At 63.6% G+C, this 18,933-nt stretch carries 17 protein-coding genes and 1 other RNA gene; 13 read left to right on the top strand and 5 right to left on the bottom strand.

Annotated elements, in window-relative coordinates; genetic code table 11:
- Positions 1 to 20: 20 nt before the first annotated feature.
- From ssrS to BLT98_RS12935, 4 genes are all read right to left on the bottom strand, one after another.
- Positions 21 to 198: non-coding RNA, 6S RNA (ssrS, locus tag BLT98_RS12950), on the bottom strand.
- A 54-nt stretch (positions 199 to 252) separates the two neighbouring features.
- Positions 253 to 564 (bottom strand): cell division protein ZapA, encoded by a 312-nt coding sequence (locus BLT98_RS12945; RefSeq protein ID WP_034747344.1) that lies wholly within the window; start codon positions 562 to 564, stop codon positions 253 to 255.
- Positions 564 to 827, bottom strand: a complete 264-nt coding sequence (locus BLT98_RS12940; RefSeq protein WP_092608284.1) for a DUF904 domain-containing protein — start codon at positions 825 to 827, stop codon at positions 564 to 566. Before BLT98_RS12940 ends, BLT98_RS12945 begins: the two co-directional genes overlap by 1 nt.
- 156 nt (positions 828 to 983) lie before the next feature.
- Entirely contained in the window at positions 984 to 1,730 is a 747-nt protein-coding gene (locus BLT98_RS12935; RefSeq protein ID WP_139179246.1) for a hypothetical protein, read from the bottom strand.
- Positions 1,731 to 2,243: 513 nt separating this feature from the next.
- On the opposite strand from BLT98_RS12935, the gene groES reads away from it, so the two are divergent.
- The 5 genes from groES to BLT98_RS12910 all read left to right on the top strand — a co-directional run bounded on the left by groES (position 2,244) and on the right by BLT98_RS12910 (position 7,242).
- Positions 2,244 to 2,534: a co-chaperone GroES gene (groES, locus tag BLT98_RS12930; RefSeq protein WP_010400979.1), complete on the top strand. Its 291-nt coding sequence runs from the start codon at positions 2,244 to 2,246 to the stop codon at positions 2,532 to 2,534.
- A 50-nt stretch (positions 2,535 to 2,584) separates the two neighbouring features.
- Positions 2,585 to 4,234 carry a chaperonin GroEL gene (groL, locus tag BLT98_RS12925; RefSeq protein ID WP_034786546.1) on the top strand — a complete coding sequence of 550 codons (1,650 nt, stop codon included), beginning with the start codon at positions 2,585 to 2,587 and terminating at the stop codon, positions 4,232 to 4,234.
- Positions 4,235 to 4,466: 232 nt separating this feature from the next.
- Entirely contained in the window at positions 4,467 to 4,943 is a 477-nt protein-coding gene (locus BLT98_RS12920; RefSeq protein ID WP_244517475.1) for a hypothetical protein, read from the top strand.
- A gap of 85 nt (positions 4,944 to 5,028) precedes the next feature.
- On the top strand, positions 5,029 to 5,586 hold the full coding sequence (locus tag BLT98_RS12915; protein ID WP_170846371.1) for a GNAT family N-acetyltransferase: 558 nt from the start codon (positions 5,029 to 5,031) through the stop codon (positions 5,584 to 5,586).
- Positions 5,587 to 5,667: 81 nt separating this feature from the next.
- On the top strand, positions 5,668 to 7,242 hold the full coding sequence (locus BLT98_RS12910; RefSeq protein WP_034786545.1) for a POT-type proton-dependent oligopeptide transporter: 1,575 nt from the start codon (positions 5,668 to 5,670) through the stop codon (positions 7,240 to 7,242).
- A 50-nt stretch (positions 7,243 to 7,292) separates the two neighbouring features.
- Here the strand turns inward: BLT98_RS12910 and BLT98_RS12905 are convergent, their stop codons facing one another.
- The gene (locus BLT98_RS12905) at positions 7,293 to 8,936 is read right to left on the bottom strand and encodes an alpha-D-glucose phosphate-specific phosphoglucomutase (RefSeq protein WP_092608275.1); all 1,644 of its coding nucleotides are present in this window, start codon (positions 8,934 to 8,936) and stop codon (positions 7,293 to 7,295) included.
- Between the two features lie 168 nt (positions 8,937 to 9,104).
- Between BLT98_RS12905 and BLT98_RS12900 the strand changes: the two genes are divergently transcribed.
- The 8 genes from BLT98_RS12900 to BLT98_RS12865 all read left to right on the top strand — a co-directional run bounded on the left by BLT98_RS12900 (position 9,105) and on the right by BLT98_RS12865 (position 18,876).
- Positions 9,105 to 9,590 carry a sigma-70 family RNA polymerase sigma factor gene (locus tag BLT98_RS12900; RefSeq protein WP_170846370.1) on the top strand — a complete coding sequence of 162 codons (486 nt, stop codon included), beginning with the start codon at positions 9,105 to 9,107 and terminating at the stop codon, positions 9,588 to 9,590.
- Between the two features lie 8 nt (positions 9,591 to 9,598).
- Positions 9,599 to 10,690, top strand: a complete 1,092-nt coding sequence (locus BLT98_RS12895; protein WP_211614941.1) for a FecR family protein — start codon at positions 9,599 to 9,601, stop codon at positions 10,688 to 10,690.
- 87 nt (positions 10,691 to 10,777) lie between these two features.
- Positions 10,778 to 13,174 (top strand): TonB-dependent siderophore receptor, encoded by a 2,397-nt coding sequence (locus BLT98_RS12890; protein WP_092608269.1) that lies wholly within the window; start codon positions 10,778 to 10,780, stop codon positions 13,172 to 13,174.
- 294 nt (positions 13,175 to 13,468) lie between these two features.
- Entirely contained in the window at positions 13,469 to 15,730 is a 2,262-nt protein-coding gene (locus tag BLT98_RS12885; protein ID WP_092608266.1) for a TonB-dependent siderophore receptor, read from the top strand.
- A 74-nt stretch (positions 15,731 to 15,804) separates the two neighbouring features.
- Complete coding sequence (locus BLT98_RS12880; protein WP_092608263.1) at positions 15,805 to 16,551, top strand: DUF4198 domain-containing protein; 747 nt, start codon at positions 15,805 to 15,807, stop codon at positions 16,549 to 16,551.
- A gap of 2 nt (positions 16,552 to 16,553) precedes the next feature.
- Positions 16,554 to 16,901: a DUF3649 domain-containing protein gene (locus tag BLT98_RS12875; protein ID WP_092608260.1), complete on the top strand. Its 348-nt coding sequence runs from the start codon at positions 16,554 to 16,556 to the stop codon at positions 16,899 to 16,901.
- The gene (locus BLT98_RS12870) at positions 16,898 to 18,523 is read left to right on the top strand and encodes a PepSY-associated TM helix domain-containing protein (protein WP_092608257.1); all 1,626 of its coding nucleotides are present in this window, start codon (positions 16,898 to 16,900) and stop codon (positions 18,521 to 18,523) included. The genes BLT98_RS12875 and BLT98_RS12870 overlap by 4 nt, the downstream gene beginning before the upstream one ends.
- Positions 18,523 to 18,876 carry a DUF3325 domain-containing protein gene (locus BLT98_RS12865; RefSeq protein WP_092608254.1) on the top strand — a complete coding sequence of 118 codons (354 nt, stop codon included), beginning with the start codon at positions 18,523 to 18,525 and terminating at the stop codon, positions 18,874 to 18,876. Before BLT98_RS12870 ends, BLT98_RS12865 begins: the two co-directional genes overlap by 1 nt.
- Positions 18,877 to 18,933: the final 57 nt, after the last annotated feature.

Raw genomic sequence — 18,933 nt, 5'->3', positions numbered from 1 at the left:
CGTTTTCTTGGTACTGCAAATTGGGCCCCGCCTGTGCCGCTATGCCGGCATCCCGAACCAAACGGTTCAAGGTGGTCACGTTAGTTCAATTTCGGGTTCGTCGAACGAGCGACGCTCACTCCCATCAAACAAAATTCGCAACCGATGCGCATAAATGGTTCAAGGAATATATGGCAATCGCGAACACCGCAGGGTAGACCCAAGTTTACTCCTTTGATCGCGCATCGCAAAGACAAATCGTCGCGTGCACGCTTAAAAAAGGTTTTCCTGGGGCGTCAGAGCGCTATCCAACACCGTGTGCATGGCCGAGATTTTCTGCTTCACTTCCAGTATCGTCAATTCCGACAGCGGACCTTGCGGCGACTTCACGGAGAGGAATTCCGCAGCCACGCCCAGGGCGGCCAGCACGGCGATGCGGTCGTTGCCCTTGACCTTGCCCGCGTCGCGGATGGCTTTCATTTTGCTATCGAGATAGATCGCCGCTTCGCGCAGCGCTCGCTCTTCGCCGTCGCGGCACACCATGCTGTAGGACTGGCCCATGATATTGACATCGACACGCGGCATTACGCTTCCTTCTCGTTCTCGCCAATATAGGCGCCCGCTTCGGAAGCGGCTTGCTCCAGACCGGCTTGCACCAGTTCGGGAATTTTCTCCAGCAACGCCTCCACCCGCTCCTGCGCCTCGCGCATGCGCTGCACATACTGCGCGTTGTCGGCGGCCAGCGCGGCATTGTCCTTGCGCAGTTGCGCGTTTTCACGGCGCAGCGCATGGGTCATTTCGGCCAGCAGGCCTATTTTGTCGGATAATTCGTTGAATTCGGAAATCATCCCGCCACTATAGGGCGGACGCTCCATGGGCGTCAATCGAATCACGCCGCTGTCACACATATTTACATCAATGCAGGGCAGTTGGCGGACAATACACGCTTTTTCCGGCGCTTTTCGCCAAGTGCGCGCATCTGCCGGCGCCGCGATGGCAGCGTTTTACTCGTCGACGTAATCGGGTTCGATATCGAGTCCGCCATAGCGGTTTTCGCAAGAGCGGCGCGTCAGCGTCTGTTGTCCGCCCTTGCCGTCAAGAACCATCGTCAAGTCGCGGCAAGTACTGCGATAACTGCCAGGCTTGGCGTCCGTCCCCGAGGGCGTCAGGCGCACTGCCAGCGGCACCGCATTGCCCAGGCCCTTGTTGCTCCACTGGCGCGTCTTGCCATCCTCTTCATCTTTCAAGGTGCGCACGGCGGCCGTCAGCAGCGCTTTCTGTTCCCTGGCATTGAGCTTGGCGATGGTGACGTCGGACAGGAATGGCGGATACACGACGGGCGCCGGGTCCTTGCCCTGCACATCCCAGCGTCCGCTGTTCTGCGAACAGGTGCGGCGGCTCAGGTCCTGCGACTTGTCGCCCGCGGTGACGACGAATTTCAGGTCGCGGCACACGTGCGCCTTCAAGCTGTGTTCCGTCATGCCGGAGTTGCTGAAGTTGTATGTGACTTTCACCAGCACGCCATTGTCGGCGCCGTTGTCCCACACATGGGCTTCCTGGTCGTCGTCATCCTTGTTCAGGTCGTTGAACAAGTCATTAAGCAACATTTCCTTTTCCAGCGGCGTCAGGGCCGCCACGGTGATCTCGTCGACGATGGTGGGCGTTTGTGCCGCGGCATTGCCCAGGCAGGCGAGACCGACGAGAGTAGCGCCCAACAGGCGCAGGGCGGGATGGGAAATCGGGAATGGCATGGCGTGCTTTCTGGTGCGAATGGTGATATTGATATGCAATTGCAATCATCTTATCAAATTTCATAGTCAAACTCTGTTTCCTATGCGTACAGGAACGCCCCCTCTCCGAACGGCATGCTAGAGTCGCGCCTGTTGCTGACGCCCGGGAACGAGGCTTGTGCTGGCGCAAACCCTGTGTAGATGCAGGCTCTGCTCAGCATCTATCTATATGTTCCCCTTGAATAAGCCCCCTACCGTCCCTATAATTAGCACTCGTTAGTAGAGAGTGCTAACAAACTCTTTCGTAGCAATCCTCAGGAAATGATGGTGCTTGCCAGGCCACTGCAGGGAACGCTACGCGGCGGGCGACGCCGCGATGCACCACTGCCGGATACAGGCAAGGACAGGATGACATGGGGTTTGCTTGACCGTTGCGGGCTGCTTTCAACGGCGGTCACTGAAAGCACGTCTGGCGCTGTGCCAGGCATGTATTCATTTAGCAACACCTATCCATTGAACTTTAAGGAGTTTTGTATGAATCTGCGCCCATTGAACGATCGCGTCATCGTCAAACGCCTCGACCAGGAAACCAAGACTGCGTCCGGCCTCATCATTCCTGATGCAGCTGCTGAAAAACCGGATCAAGGCGAAGTCCTTGCCGTAGGCAATGGCAAGATTCTCGACGACGGCAAAGTGCGTCCTCTGGATGTCAAAGTGGGCGACCGCGTCCTGTTCGGCAAGTACGCCGGCCAAACCGTCAAAGTTGACGGCGATGAGCTGCTGGTCATGCGCGAAGAAGACATCATGGCGATCGTCGTCAAGTAATTGTTTCCACGTTGTAGACAGATACATCCCGAAACTCAGGAGAATTGAACATGGCAGCTAAAGAAGTAGTATTCGGCGACGCAGCGCGCGCCAAGATGGTCGAAGGCGTCAACATCCTCGCCAACGCAGTCAAAGTAACGCTGGGCCCGAAAGGCCGCAACGTGGTCCTGGAGCGCTCGTTCGGCGCCCCAACCGTCACCAAGGATGGTGTCTCGGTAGCGAAAGAAGTTGAACTCAAAGACAAGCTCATGAACATGGGCGCGCAAATGGTCAAGGAAGTTGCTTCCCGCACCAGCGACAACGCCGGCGACGGCACCACCACCGCAACCGTGCTGGCACAAGCCATCGTGCGCGAAGGCATGAAGTTCGTTGCCGCCGGCATGAACCCGATGGACCTGAAGCGCGGTATCGACAAGGCAGTTGCTGCCACCGTCGAAGAACTGGCGAAAATCGCCCGTCCTTGCACCACGACCAAGGAAATCGCCCAGGTTGGCGCGATCTCGGCAAACTCGGACTACTCGATCGGCGAGCGTATCGCTGAAGCGATGGAAAAAGTCGGCAAGGAAGGCGTCATCACCGTTGAAGACGGCAAGTCGCTGAACGACGAGCTGGACATCGTTGAAGGCATGCAGTTCGACCGCGGCTACCTGTCGCCATACTTCATCAACAACCCGGAGAAACAAGTTGCCGTGCTGGACAGCCCATTCGTCCTGCTGTGCGACAAGAAAATCTCGAACATCCGCGACCTGCTGCCGGTACTGGAACAAGTCGCAAAAGCTGGCCGTCCACTGCTGATCATCGCAGAAGACATCGAAGGCGAAGCGCTGGCCACCCTGGTTGTGAACAACATCCGCGGCATCCTGAAAACTTGCGCAGTGAAAGCACCTGGCTTCGGCGACCGCCGCAAAGCCATGCTGGAAGACATCGCTGTCCTGACCGGCGGCCAAGTGATCGCTGAAGAAGTCGGCCTGACCCTGGAAAAAGTGACCCTGGCCGAACTGGGCCAAGCGAAACGCATCGAAGTGGGCAAGGAAAACACCATCGTTATCGATGGCGCCGGCGAAGCAGCTTCGATCGAAGCACGCGTGAAACAAGTGCGCGTACAGATCGAAGAAGCGACCTCGGACTACGACCGTGAAAAACTGCAAGAGCGCGTCGCCAAACTGGCTGGCGGCGTTGCCGTGATCAAGGTTGGCGCAGCCACCGAAGTCGAAATGAAAGAGAAAAAAGCCCGCGTTGAAGATGCACTGCACGCGACCCGCGCTGCCGTGGAAGAAGGCATCGTGCCAGGCGGCGGCGTAGCCCTGCTGCGCGCACGCGCCAACATCACGGTCAAGGGCGACAATCCTGATCAAGACGCTGGTATCAAGATCGTCCTGCGCGCAATGGAAGAGCCACTGCGCATGATCGTGCAAAACGCTGGCGAAGAAGCTTCGGTCGTCGTGGCAGCCGTACTGGCTGGCTCGGGCAACTACGGCTACAACGCTGCCAACGGCACGTATGGCGACATGGTTGAAATGGGCGTCCTGGACCCAGCCAAAGTGACCCGTTCGGCGCTGCAAAACGCCGCTTCGATCGCTTCGCTGATGCTGACGACCGACTGCATGGTCTGCGAAATCGCTGACGACAAAGCAGGCGGCGGCATGGGCGGCGGCATGGGTGGTATGGGCGGCATGGGCGGCATGGACGGCATGATGTAATGTCCGGCGGCCAGTCGCGCAGGCGACGGCGCGACTGGCCGCATACGCAGGGACAGGGCTGGCAGACCAAAAGCTGCCAGCGCCTCCCGGCGGCCCCGAAAGCCACCTTCTACGGAAGGTGGCTTTTTTTCGCCTGTTGATTTGCAAGCCCGTTGGCAAGCCCGGCGATTGCCGGCCTGTGCGTTTTGCTTTAGCATGGCCGCCATCGTCCCTCTTTCTCACGCTCACCATCATGCCGCCACGCGCCTCTTCTTCCAAAACCACCATCATCGCCGGCATCCTGGCCGGCTTGCTGGCCGCCGGGCTCGGTGCTTTCTACCTGCACCAGCAATCCGCGCCGCAGGCAGACAATGCCCCGACCGCGAACAGCCAGACGGCGGCGCCGGAGCAGAACGCGCGCGCCGTCGATGCGCTGATGGCTTTGCCGGAAATCAAGGCATGGTCGGCGCATATCGAAAAGGCGTCCGGCGGCCGCGCGCACGGCGCCGTGATGGAAACGTCGCCCGAGACGCGCCTCGTCGATGGCGTCGTTTACTACCAGCTGAGCTTTTTCGAAAGCACGCCCGATGCGGCGCACCGGTGGGAAAGCTTTGTCGTCACGCCCGACGGCAAGCGCATCCTCGTCGACGACATCGTCAGCGGCGACCTGATCAGCCTGGAACAATGGCGCAAGGACAATGCGCCCATGCAGCGCATCGCCACGCAGTAACACCCCAAGCCGATGCGATGGCCAGGGACACTGGCGTTGCAGCGCAAGCTTTACTTTCTGGCATCGAAGCCCGATACTCGCCCACATGCCCGCCATCACTGTCCGCCACCTCACGCCAGACGACGCCAGCGCCTACCGCGCGCTGCGCCTGGCCGGCATCGCCGAACTGCCCGCCGCCTTCTGCACCACGCATGCGGCGGAAAGCGGCTTGCCGCTGGCACAGATAGCCGAGCGCTTGCACGCCACCTCCCACCAAATAATATTTGGCGCTTTCGACAAGGAAAAATTGATCGCCATGGCTGGCCTGCGCCGCGAACCGATCGCCGTCGTGCATGACAAGGCCAGCCTGTGGGGCGTGTACGTGGCGCCGCAGGCGCGCGGGCGCGGCGCGGGACGGCAACTGGTGCAGGCCGCCATCGCCCATGCCTGCGCCATTCCCGAGCTGGGCCGCGTGCGCCTGGCCGTGGCACAGGACAACCACGCGGCATTGACCCTGTACCTGGCTTGCGGTTTTACCCTGGAGGACTGTCCCGCATCGGATGGCATGCTGCAAATGCAGCTGTGGCTGCCCCGCCCTGCGCGTGCAAGTGCCGAAAGTAATGTCTTTATGAAAATCAATACCTTACAAATCCCTGCGAAATAGCGGACAGGCCGTTTTTTCTGTTGCAAGCAAACGCGGCAGGCCTTAGCATCGCGGCTTACAAAAAAAACTTGGGGAGAGCCAATGTCATCGGCCGAGACACAAACCGCCACGGGCAAGATGCCCCGGCAAATACCGTACATCATCGCCAACGAAGGCTGCGAACGCTTCAGCTTTTATGGCATGCGCAACATCCTGACGCCATTCCTCATCAGCACCCTGCTGCTGATGATCCCGATCGACCAGCGCACGGGCGAAGCCAAGCACGTGTTCCACACCTTCGTCATCGGCGTGTATTTCTTCCCGCTGCTGGGCGGCTGGCTGGCCGACCGCTTCTTTGGCAAGTACAACACCATTTTCTGGCTCAGCCTTGTGTATTGCGCCGGCCATGCCTGCCTGGCCCTGTTTGAAAACAGCGTCAACGGCTTCTATTTCGGCCTGTTCCTGATCGCCTTCGGTTCCGGCGGCATCAAGCCGCTCGTGGCCTCGTTTGTCGGCGACCAGTTCGACCAGACCAACAAGCACAAGGCCAAGCTGGTCTTCGACCTGTTCTACTGGATCATCAACTTCGGCTCCTTCTTCGCCTCGCTGCTGATGCCGATGTTCCTGCGCGACTACGGTCCATCGATCGCCTTCGGCATCCCCGGCCTGATGATGCTGGCCGCCACCATCGTCTTCTGGATGGGCGCCAAGAAATACGTGCACGTGCCGCCGGCACCGCCGAACCCCGATTCGTTCACCCGCGTCGCCCGCACGGCCCTGCTGGCGCGTGTCGACGGCGGTTCGCGTCCCGGCCTGTACGTGGCCTATGTCGGCGTGATCGGCGCCCTGTATGCGTTCTACAGCATTCCCGAATGGGGCTTCGTGATTTCCGCGTGTACGGCGCTGGTATTGCTGCTGGCCTTCGGCAGCATCGGCACGGCCATGCAGCTGGAACGCGCGCGCGGCATCCACCCCGACGAAGCCGTCGAAGGCGTGCGCGCCGTGCTGCGTATCCTCGTCATCTTCGCCCTCGTCACGCCGTTCTTCTCGCTGTTCGACCAGAAGGCTTCGACGTGGATCGTGCAGGCGAACACCATGGAAAAACCAAGCTGGTTCCTGCCGGCGCAGATGCAGGCGCTGAACCCGATGCTGGTGATGCTGCTGATCCCGTTCAACAACCTGGTGCTGTACCCGATGCTGAACCGCTTCGGCCTGGAAGCGACGGCCCTGCGCCGCATGACGGCCGGTATCGGCTTTTCCTCGCTGGCGTGGATCGTCATTGGCCTCTTGCAGCTGGCCCTCGACAGCGGCAATGCCGTCTCCATCATGTGGCAGATCCTGCCGTACGCCTTGCTGACGTTCGGCGAAGTGCTGGTCTCGGCGACAGGACTCGAGTTTGCCTACAGCCAGGCGCCCGTCTCGATGAAGGGCGCCATCATGAGCTTCTGGAATCTGTCGACCACGGTGGGCAACCTGTGGGTGCTGATCGTCAACCGCAGCGTCATGAACGAAGGCGTGATCGGCAAGATCGCCGAAAGCGGCATCAGCGTGACAGCCTTCCAGATGTTCTTCTTCGCCGCCTTCGCCGCCGTCGCCATGCTGGCCTTCGGCCTGTACGCGAAGCGCTACAAGATGGTGGATAACTACCGCCAGGCGGCCATCCCGGCAAAAGCATGATGCCGGTTTGATCTGCCACAATGAAGAAGGGCGCCCTCGGGCGCCCTTTTTTACGTCGTCACGGTCGGCCCGTCGCGTCCCGTGCGCGCGCGTATCTGCGCCAGTTGCTCGGCCACGGCGATCAGTCCCGCCAGCGCTTCCTGGGTCGGGATGCTGTGTTGCGCGGGATCGGCTTCATAGCGCTCCAGGTACAGGCGCAGGGTGGCGCCTTCGGTGCCCGTGCCGGACAGGCGCAGCACGATGCGCGCGCCGTCCGTCATGACGATGCGGATTCCCTGCTGCGTCGCCACGGAGCCATCGACGGGGTCGGTATAGCTGAAATCGTCGGCCAGCGCCACCGTGTAGCTGCCCAGCGTCTGGCCCGGTAAGGCGGCCAGCTGGCCGCGCACGGTTTCCATCAGCTGCGCCGCGCCGGCGCTGTCGATGTCTTCGTAATCGTGGCGCGAATAATAGTTGCGGCCATACGTGGCCCAGTGCGCGCGCACGATCTCTTCCACCGACTGTTTTTTCTCTGCCAGCAGGTTGAGCCAGAACAGCACGGCCCACAGGCCATCCTTTTCGCGCACGTGGTTCGAGCCCGTGCCGTAGCTTTCTTCGCCGCACAGGGTGGCCATGCCGGCATCGAGCAGGGTACCGAAGAACTTCCAGCCCGTCGGCGTCTCGTAGCACGGAATGCCCAGCGCGGCCGCGACCCGGTCGGCCGCGCCCGACGTGGGCATGGAGCGGGCGATGCCCTTCAAGCCGGCGCGGTAGCCGGGCGCCAAGGTGGCATTCGCGGCCAAAATCGCCAGGCTGTCCGATGGCGTCACGTCGAAGCGCCGGCCAACGATCATGTTGCGGTCGCCGTCGCCATCCGAGGCGGCGCCGAAGTCGGGGGCCTCATTGTCACCATCTCCGGCCGCCATGATGGAAATCAATTCCTGCGCGTTGACGGGATTCGGGTCCGGATGGCCGCCGCCAAAGTCTTCCAGGGGCACGCCGTTGATGACGCTGCCCTTGGGCGCGCCCAGCATGCCTTCCAGGATGGCCGTCGCATACGGGCCGGAGACGGCGTGCATGCCGTCAAAGCAGATGCGCAAGCCGCCCGCGAACAGGGCACGGATGGCGTCGAAGTCGAACAGCTGCTGCATCAATTCCGCGTAATCTTGCACCGGATCGATCACTTCGACCGTCATCTGCTCGATGCGCACCGAACCCAGTTTATCGAGATCGATGTCGGCTGCGTCGCTGATGCGGTATTCGGCGATGCCTTGCGTGCAGGCGTAGATGGCCTCGGTGACCTTTTCGGGTGCCGGGCCGCCATTGGCGATGTTGTACTTGATGCCGAAATCGCCATCGGGGCCGCCCGGGTTGTGGCTGGCCGACAGGATGATGCCGCCGCTGGCGCCATGCTTGCGGATGACGCAGCTGACGGCCGGCGTCGACAGGATGCCGCCCTGCCCCAGCAGCACGCGCGCGTAGCCATGCGCGGCCGCCATGCGCAGCACCGTCTGGATGGCCGCGCGGTTGTAATAGCGGCCGTCGCCGCCCAGCACCAGGGTCTGGCCGCGGCAGTCGCCCAGCGTGTCAAAAACGCTCTGCACGAAGTTTTCCAGATACTGCGGCTGGCTGAACACGCCCACTTTCTTGCGCAGGCCCGAGGTGCCGGGCCGCTGGCCGGCTACCGGCGCCGTATTGATGAGTTGAATAGCCATCTTGCCTCCTTGTTAACTTCCGATGGTAACGCATGCCAGGCAAGCGGCAAAGCGTTGTACGTCTGCCACGGTGCGCCAAGCCGCTTAGCGCTACACTCCGGCATGCCATATAATGAGAATCATTCTCATATGCGGCACTCCTGGCTGCGGACTCATACATCGGACGCCGTGGTTGCACGCTATTACCAAGAACTGTTGAACTTTTGCTGGCGTAGCTTGCGCAACCGCGAAGCTGCTGCCGACCTGGTGCAGGAAAGCTATGCGCGCGTGCTGGGCGAAGCGGCCGTGCGCGAACCGCGCGCGCTGCTGTACCGCACGGCGCGCAATCTGCTGATCGACAATCACCGCCGCGCCGCCTTGCGCCAGCATGAGGAGCTCGACGCCCTGCCCGAGGCCGCGCATCCGGCCGCGCCGCGCCACCTGCAGCCGGAGCAGGCGCTCGAAAGCAGCCAGGACTGGCAAGCCTGCGTGGCCGCCATCGACGCCTTGCCGCCCCGCTGCCGCGACGCCTTCGTGTTGCACGTGTTCGAGGAGTTGCCGCACGCGCAGATCGCCGCGCGCATGGGCATTTCCGTGAGCATGGTGGAAAAACATATCGCGCGGGGCATGCTCAGTTGCCAGGCGCAGTTGCATTCTTTGCGGGAAGCCACATAATGGCGCCCATGACCGCCCACCCGCCCCGCCACGATTTCGGCCCGTCCGCGCAGGACGAGGCGGACTTGCGCGAGTACGCCGACTTTGCCGCCTCGCAGGACGGCGTGGCGCTGGCCGCGGCAAGCTGGTTCGGCCGGCGCGGCAACCTCAATGCACAGCAACAAGCCGAATTTTCCGCCTGGCTGGCGGCCGACGCGCTGCACGCGCAAGCGTACGCGCAGCTGCGGGAGACGCACCGCGTGGCGCGCAAGATTCCCGCGCAGGTCGCCGCGCGCTGGGCAGTGCCCCACGCCGCGCCTTCCTCCAGCCCCCGCCGCCACTGGCTGCGCGCGCTGCCGTATGCGGCCGCCGCCATGTTGCTGCTCAGCGTGGGCGCGGGCGGCTACCAGTGGTGGCAACAGCAAGCCGTGTTCAGCCAGTCGTATGCCACCATGCGCGGCCAGCGCCTGGCCGTCTCGCTGCCCGACGGCAGCAAGGTAGAACTCGATACGGCCACGCAGCTGCACGTCACCCTGTACCGCCAGCGCCGCGAAGTGCGCCTGGCGCACGGCGAAGCGCTGTTCCAGGTGCAAAGCAGACAGGGCCAGCCCTTCGACGTGCTGAGCGGTCCCTTGAAAGTGACGGTGGTAGGCACGCAGTTTTCCGTACGCAATACGCTCGAACACGACGGCCAGCTGCGCGTGGCCGTGCAGCAAGGTTACGTGCGCGTGGCGGGCGCAGGACCAGACCTGGCCGACCTGCGGGCCGGCCAGGGCGTCAGCGCCGACGCCGGCGGCCGCCTGTCCGCCATTGCCAGCCTGGCCCCAGGCAGCGTGGCGCCATGGCGCAACGGCAGGGTCACCTTCGACAATGTGCCGCTGGGCGCGGCACTGGCCGAATTCGAGCGCTATGGCGACACGGGCTTCGTCGTGCGCGATCCCGCCGTGGCACAGCTGCGCATCGGCGGCAGTTTCAGCCTGATCCAGCTCGACCGCTTCGCCGCCGCCCTGCCGCAGCTGCTGCCCGTGCAGATCGTGCGCAGCGGCGCCACCAGCACCATCGGCATGGCGCCGAAAGCCGCCGCGCAGGGGCCGGCAATGCAACTGCAAAAAAACAAATGAAAATAATTCGCATTCGCAGGTGAGGGTTTTGCCCGCTGCCGCGTCTACCAAGTTAATCGACAATAAATTAACCTGGAGAAATGCAACATGTGGTCCCCCCGCCTCAATCTGACACCCGCCCCCCTCGCCCTGGCCGCCATGCTGGCCCTGGGCACCATTTCCCTGGCACAGGCGCAAACGGCGCCCGCCGTCACACTGGCCATCGCCGCCCAGCCGCTGGGCCAGGCGCTGAATGAGCTGGCGCGGCAAGCCAATCTGCAACTGCTGTTCGCGCCCGAACTCGTGGCCGGCAAGACGGCGCCCGCCGTCAGCGGCACCTTCAGCGTGGCCGACAGCCTGGAGCGTCTGCTGGCCGGCAGCGGCCTGACGGCTGCCATCGACGGCAGCAGCGTCATCATCCGCTCCGCCCCCGCCGCCACGGGCAAGGTGGCGACCCTGGCGGAAATTACCGTCAGCGCCCGTCAGGAGGCAGTGATCGACAGCGAGCTGACCAAATCATACGCGGCGCAAGCGGTGAGCATCGGCAAGGGCCAGCAAAGCCTGCGCGAAATTCCCCAATCCGTCTCCGTGCTGACGCGCCAGCAGTTGAATGACCAGAATTTGCTGAGCCTGGATGACGCCATGCGCGGCGTGACGGGCATCACCGTCGAGGCCAGCAGCACGGGCGGCAACCACGGCAACTTTTATTCGCGCGGCTATGCGCTTGACTCGGTGCAGGTCGATGGCGTGATGACGCCGGCCAGCACGGGCAACGACCTGTCGGCCGGCTTCGGACTGGCCATCTATGACCGCGTGGAAGTGCTGCGCGGCCCCGCCGGCCTGTTCCAGGGCGCGGGCGACCCGGGCGGCGCCATCAACCTGGTGCGCAAGCGCGCGCGCGACACCTTTGCCGCCAGCGGCGTGCTCAGCGCAGGTTCCTGGGACCGCTACTACGCGGAAGCGGATGTCACGGGCCCCCTGAGCGCGGATGGCAAGGTGCGCGGCCGCCTGGTGGCCGCGTATGAACACCGGCGCTCCTTCGTCGACCATGTGTATGCGGAAAAACCGCTGCTGTACGGCACCGTTGCCATCGACGTGGCGCCGGGCACCGTACTGACGGGCGGCGTCACCCACCAGCAATACAAGGGCCGTCCCGCCTTCGGCCTGCCCGCGTATGAAGACGGGCGCCTGCTCGACGTGCCCCGCTCCACCTACCTCGACCCGGCCTGGAACCACATCACGGAAAAGGTCACCGAATACTTTGCCGAACTCGAGCATAAACTGGCGAACGGCGGCCAGTTCAAGGCGACCGCCCTGTACCGCGAGCAGGACGAACCGTCGCGCAATTTCGGCTGGTCCGACTGTTCCGCCGATCCCGTCACGGGCGACAGCTGCCTGGTCAGCTGGAACTACCGCAGCCACTGGAAGACGCAGGGCCTGGACGCCTACCTGGCCACGCCGTTCCAGGCATTTGGCCGCAGCCACGACCTGATCGTGGGCGCCGACTACCGCCAGGTGCACAAGAATTTCCAGTATGGCGGCGGAGACAATGCGCCGATCAACATCTTTCATCCCGATAACAATATCGCGCGGCCCAGCTATACCTTTTCCAACGGCAATGACAACCGCACCAAACAGTTCGGCCTGTACGCGCGCACCCGCCTGCAAGCGACCGAGCGCCTGGCCGTCAACCTGGGCGGACGCGTGACGCACTGGGACAACCATACCGTCAACCGCAACGCGTATTTCAACCAGTTCACCGATGTCAGCAACACCATCAAGGCCAAGTTCACGCCGTATGCGGGCCTGGTCTACGAGCTCGACAAGCAGGTGTCGGCCTACGGCAGCTACACGCGCATCTTCTCGCCCCAGTCCACCACGGACGCTGCCGGCCAGACGCTGAAACCGCGCACGGGCCAGCAGTTCGAGCTGGGGCTGAAGGCGGAGCTGTTCGACAAGAACGTCAACGCGCATGCGGCCCTGTTCCGCATGGAAGACGAGAACCGCGTCATGCCCGACCCGGCCAACCCGCTGTTTTCGATTGGCGCCGGCAAGATGCGCAGCCAGGGCATGGAAGCCGAGCTGAGCGGCAGTCCCCTGCCCGGCTGGAACATCACGGGCGGCTATTCCTACACCAGCACGCGCACCCTCGAAGGCAGCGACGACCAGAAGGCGCAGCTGTATTCCTTCATCGCGCCGCGCCACAATGTCAATCTGTGGACCAATTACCGGCTCGCCGGCGCGCTCGATAAAGTCAGCGTGGGCGGCGGCTTGCGCAGCGTCAGCAGCATGTACCGCCTGAACGGGCCCGTGAAATTCGAGCAGGGACCCGTCACCACGGTGGGCTTGCAGGCTGGCTACCGCCTCAGTCCCACACTGGAGCTGTCGCTGACGGTGAACAACCTGTTCGACAAAAAATACTACACGCGCGTGTGGGCCGCCTATGGCTCCAACTTCTATGGCGAACCGCGCAACGCCATGCTGACCCTGCGCGGCCAGCTGTAAACGCCCGCGCTCCTGCGCATGCACGGCCGCCGCCAGCAATGGGGCGGCCGTGCGCGTTGACGGCATCGCTGCGGCTTCATTACCACATCGCTCTCTTGCATGTCTCGCAACCCCGCACTATAATAAGAATAGTTCTCATTCACATTTAGACTCCCACCCGAGTTTGCGCACAGTCGCCTGACTGATGCGCGGCTGGATGACACGCTGCGCCAGCCAGGCACCACCGCCAAGCAAGCCTCCCATACCAAAAACGCCAGCCGCTCGACGGCGGGCACACGAGAAGAAGGATGTTTCATGGCGCGAGCACGTTCGCTGGCCGGCATGGTTGCCGGCCCGTTTTCCCCACCAGTTTCCAATGTCGCCATGCGTCCGCTGGCCATCGCCGTGCATTCCGCATTGCTGACGGCAGCGCTGGGCGCCGGCGCGGCCCTGGCTGCGGAGGCACCCGCCAAGCCCGATGAAGCCACTTTGAGCGAGATCAAGGTAGTGGGCCAGCAAGACAAGGCAGCGACCGAGCACACGGGTTCCTACACCACCAAACAGATGGCCACGGCGACGCGCCTGGGCCTGTCGATCCGCGAAACGCCGCAATCGATTTCCGTGGTGACGCGCCAGCGCATGGACGACATGGGCTTGAACAGCCTGGCCGAGGTACTGGTGCAGTCGACGGGCGTGACGGTGCAGGAAAACGACAGCGAACGCACGAGCTTTTCGGCGCGCGGCTTTTCCATCGGCAATTACCAGATCGATGGCGTGGCCGTCAATTCAGGCAGCAATGCGCTGTTCGACACGGCCATCTATGACCGTATCGAGATCGTGCGCGGCGCCACGGGCCTGGTCAGCGGCAATGGCGACCCGTCGGCCACCATCAACATGATGCACAAGCGTCCCGGCAAGGAGTTTGCCGCCTCGGCCGGCCTGACCGTGGGTTCGTGGAGCAAGGTCCGGCTCGAAGGCGACATCAGCGCGCCGCTGAATGCGGACGGCAGCATCCGCGGGCGCGTCGTGGTGGCAGGCCAGAACCGCCATTCCTACATGGACCTGTACAAGGAACGCAAGCTGGTGGGCGCCGTCATCGTCGAGGCGGATCTGACGCCTGCAACGTTGCTGACGGCCGGCATCGACTATCAAAAGAACACGCCGAAAGGCACGAGCTGGGGCACCACGCCCCTGTTCTTCTCGGACGGCACGCCGGCCAACATGCCGCGCTCGTTCAACATGGCGGCCAAGTGGAGCAGCTGGGAGCGCGCATTCGAAAACAAATACGTCTACCTCGAACACCGCTTCGCCAACGACTGGAAGATCAAGGCTGCCTACGGGCGCCTGGACAGCTCCTCGAACGGCAAACTGTTCTACGGCGGCAGCGGCTATCCGAAACGCGACGGCAGCGGCCTGGAAGTCTGGAGCGGCGCCTTCCCCTACGATGAAAAGCAGGACAACTTCGACCTGTCGGCCAACGGCACCTTCCCCCTGTTCGGCCGCCAGCACGACCTGGTGCTGGGCGTGAACGGCTGGAAGCGCAGCGGCACGACGAATGAAACCTTGCTGCCCGATCCGCTGCCATTCGCCACCACCATCCCCGACTTCCGCCACTGGACGGGCGACGTGCCCGAGCCGGCGCTTACGCGCACGGGTGCGCGCGACGTCGCCACCACCAAGCAGTCCGGCGCCTTCATCGCCACGCGCATCAATGTCACGGACAGTTTCAAGGTGCTGGCCGGCGCGCGCGTCTCCAGGTGGGAAACATATAACGACCGCTACGATACCCAGGGCCGTTTTGTGAAACGCAGCTCCGCCTACAAGACGGACGATGTCGTCACGCCGTACGCGGGCGTGGTGCTCGACGTCAGCAAGAGCACCTCGCTGTACGCCAGCTACACGGACCTGTTCAAGCCGCAAAACCTGAAGGACAAGAACAACGCCTTCCTCGACCCGATCACGGGCAGCAATGTGGAAGCGGGCGTGAAGAGCGAATTCTTCGACGGCGCCGTGAATGCCTCGTTTGCCGTGTATGAAGCCAAGCAGGACAACCTGGGCGAGGAAGACAAATCGGTGCCGCTGACCTTCATGCTGCCGGACGGCAGCCGTCCCTATATCTCGACGGGCAAGGGCACGAAAAGCAAGGGTTACGAGGCGGAAGTGTCGGGCAGCCCCTTGAGCGGCTGGCAGCTGTTCGCCGGCTACACGCACAGCAAATCGAAGACGGGCAAGGGCGTGGTGACCAACACCATCCAGCCGACCAACATGCTGCGCGTCTCGACCACCTACCGCCTGCCGGGCGAGCTGCAAAATCTCACCATCGGCGGCGGCTTGAACTGGCAGAACGAGATCTGGACGACGGCCACCCTGCCGAACAAAAGCAAGATCCGGGTCAGCCAGGGCAGCTACGTGCTGGCCAACCTGATGGCGCGCTATCAGATCAGCCCGAAACTGTCGGCCAGCCTGAATGTCAACAACCTGTTCGACAAGACGTATTTCCGCCGCGTGGGTTTCTATAACGGCGGCTATTACGGCGAACCGCGCAACGTGGCGCTGAACCTGCGCTACCAGTACTGATGCATCGCAGGCCGCTGCCCCCCCGGGAGCGCGGCCGCTTTGTCCATTTCACATAAGAAGATAAGGGATACACCATGCACATCACTTCCATCGCGCGCCTCGGCGCCCTCGCTGCCGCCCTGCTGGGCGCGGCCCTCATTTCCGGCACGGCCAGCGCGCACCAGATCTGGCTGCAGCAGGACGGCAAGGCGGCCAGCGTGTACTTCGGCGAGTTCGGCGACAACCTGCGCGAGGCGTCGCCCGGCCTGCTGGACAAGTTCAGCATCAAGAATGTGACGTGGATATCGGCCAAGGGCGCGCAGCCGCTGCAAGCGCGCAAGACGGCCGGCGCCTTCATCCTGAATGGCAAGGTGGGCACCGGCGAAAGCATCATCGTCGAGGAAGACAACTACCCGTCGTGGGAAGAGAAAAAGGATGGCAAGAGCACGCGCACCGTGTGGATCCCGGCTGCGCGCCTGATCGCCGACGGCAAGGCGCAAGCGCCCGCGCTGACCCTCGACCTGGTGCCGACCGGCAAAGCAGGCCAGTTCCAGGTCAGCTACCAGGGCAAGCCGCTGGCGCAAGCCAAGGTCAACGCCGTGGTGCAATCGGGCTGGGGCAAGGAAGCGTGGAGCGATGCGCAAGGCCTGGTCAGCTTCCCGCTGCCATGGAAGGGCGCCTATGTGCTGGAAGTGCAGCACACGGACAAGACGGCCGGCCAGCGCGGCGCGCAAGCCTATGACAAGGCCATGTTCGTGACGACCCTGAGCCTGGTGCAGCCGCAAGGCGTGACGCCGCTGCCGGCCGGCCCGGCCCTGCCGCCGAGCAAGGATCACGACTGACCATGCAAGCGCCAGCCACCACTGAAACGATTGAAAAACCTGCGCGCCTGCGTCTGTCCGCCGACGCGGTGTACCGTCTCGGCGTGGCTTCGCGCAGCGTGGCGGCCATCGTTGGCGGCTACGTGCTGGCCGCGCTGGTCACCATGCTGCTGTCGGTAAGCCTGCCCATGGCCCGTTCCGAAGCCGTCATGACAGCCACCCTGCTGTCGTTTGCCATCTACACCTGCGCCGTGATGTGGGTCTTCGCCACGCGCAGCGCCCTGCGCGCCTGGCTGGGCCTCGCGATCCCCGCCGCCGTCATCGCCGCCATCCTGCAGTGGATGGACGCACTATCCTGGAGTTTCGCATGAAAGAAGGTTTCCGCCAGTCGATGGCATGGCTGCACACCTGGTCCGGCCTGCTCGTCTGCTGGATTTTGCTGCTGGTGTTTTGCGCCGGCACGGCCAGCTACTACCGCAATGAAATCACCCTGTGGATGCAGCCCGAATTGCACGGCGCCGCCGCCAGCCAGGTCAGCACCGAGGAAGCGGCCAGCGTGGCGCAGAAGGCGATGGAAGAGCGGGCAGAAGGCGCCACGCGCTGGTTCATCAGCCTGCCCGGCGAACGCAGCCCGGCCACGCAACTGGGCTGGAGCAAGCCTTCGAAGCCCGGCGAAAAGAAACGCGGACGGCGCGGCAATTTTCATAGCGAAAAAGCCGACCCGGCCACGGGCGAAGTGCTGTCCAAGCCGCGCGAGACGCGGGGCGGCGAATTCCTCTACCGCCTGCATTTCGACCTGCATTACATGCCGGCCATCTGGGCCCGCTGGATCGTGGGTTTCTGCGCCATGTTCATGTTCGTCTCCATCATCAGCGGCATCGTCACGCACAAGCGCATCTTCAAGGACCTGTTTACCTTCCGGCCAAAAAAGGGCCAGCGCTCGTGGCTGGACGCGCATAACGTGACGGCCGTTCTGGCCCTGCCCTACCACATCATGATCACCTACACGGGCCTGGTCACGTTGATGTTCCTGTACATGCCTTCCGGCGTCACGGCCGCCTACAAGGGCGACCAGGATGCCTTCTTCGCCGAAGCCTTCCCGGGCCGCTCGGGCGACAGCAAGCCAGCCGGCGTGGCCGCGCCGTTGGCACGGTTGGCGCCCCTCGTGCGCCAGGCGGAACAGCATTGGGGCGGCGGCAAGGTCGAGCGCATTTCCGTCAACCACCCGGGCGATGCCAACGCCACCATTTCGCTGACGCGCGCCGGTGGACGCGACATGTCGTCGAAGCAGCCGTCGATGGAATTCGATGGCGTTTCCGGCAAGCTGTTGTCAAGCGATGGCGACGCGCAGCCCGGCGCGGCAGCCACGCAAGGCGTGATGGTTGGACTGCACGTCGCGCATTTCGGCGGGCCGCTGCTGCGCGCCCTGTTCTTCCTGTCCGGCCTGGCCGGCTGTGCCATGGTGGCCACGGGCGCCTTGCTGTGGGCCGTCAAGACGCGCCAGAAGCAAGCCAAGGCGCTGGCCGCCGGCAAGCGCGCCAGCTTCGGCCTGCGCCTGGTCGAAGCGCTCAACATCGGCGCCATCGCCGGCATCCCGATCGCCTTTGGCGCCTACTTCTGGGCCAACCGCCTGCTGTCCGTGACGATGGAAGACCGGCCGAAAGAGGAAATCGCCTGCTTCTTCGGCGCCTGGGCCCTGGCCGCCATCATCGCCCAGCTGCGCCCGTCGCGCGCCATGTGGCGCATGCAACTGGCCGCCGGCGCCTTCCTGCTGGCATCGCTGCCTGTGCTGAACGTCTTCACGACCAGTTCGCACCTGGGCATGACCCTGTTCCTGGGCCGCGGCCCCGTGGCGGTCGCCGCCTTCGACCTGGTGGTACTGGTGCTGGGCCTGGGCCTCGCGTATGCGGCGTTCAAATTGAAACCGCTGCCCGTGAAGGCGGCCAAGGCAGCACCGGTGGTGAAACCGGCGCAAACGATGGAGGCCGCGTGATGGAACTGCTGTCGAATTTCCTCGTCTTCGCATTGTGCTATGCGGGCCTGTCCTCGCTGTGCCTGGCGATGGACCGCCATTACGCCGACCTGCACGGACGCGGCGCCGAACCGCCCGCGCCACTGCGCCGCCGCCTGCAGCGGACCGGCTGGCTGGCGCTGGCGGCCGGCCTCGCCTGGGCCATGCACATCGCCGGCGGCGGCTACGGCCTCGTCTACTGGGTGGGCAGCCTGACGGGCTGCGGCTTGCTGCTGATCTGGCTGCTGCCCTATGCGCCGCACCAGGCCATGCGCCTGGCGCGCATCATCGGCGGCGCGGCCGTACTGGCCGCCGTCGCGCTGGCCTTGCTGTAGAGGACCTGGCGGTACCGCCACGTGACGGCAAGTGCGTGGCGGGACCGCAACAGCGCA

This window comes from Janthinobacterium sp. YR213 (assembly GCF_900099875.1).
Lineage (GTDB): Bacteria > Pseudomonadota > Gammaproteobacteria > Burkholderiales > Burkholderiaceae_D > Janthinobacterium > Janthinobacterium lividum.
The sequence above is the reverse complement of the archived record's forward strand: the minus strand, read 5'-3'. Positions and strand labels throughout refer to the sequence as shown.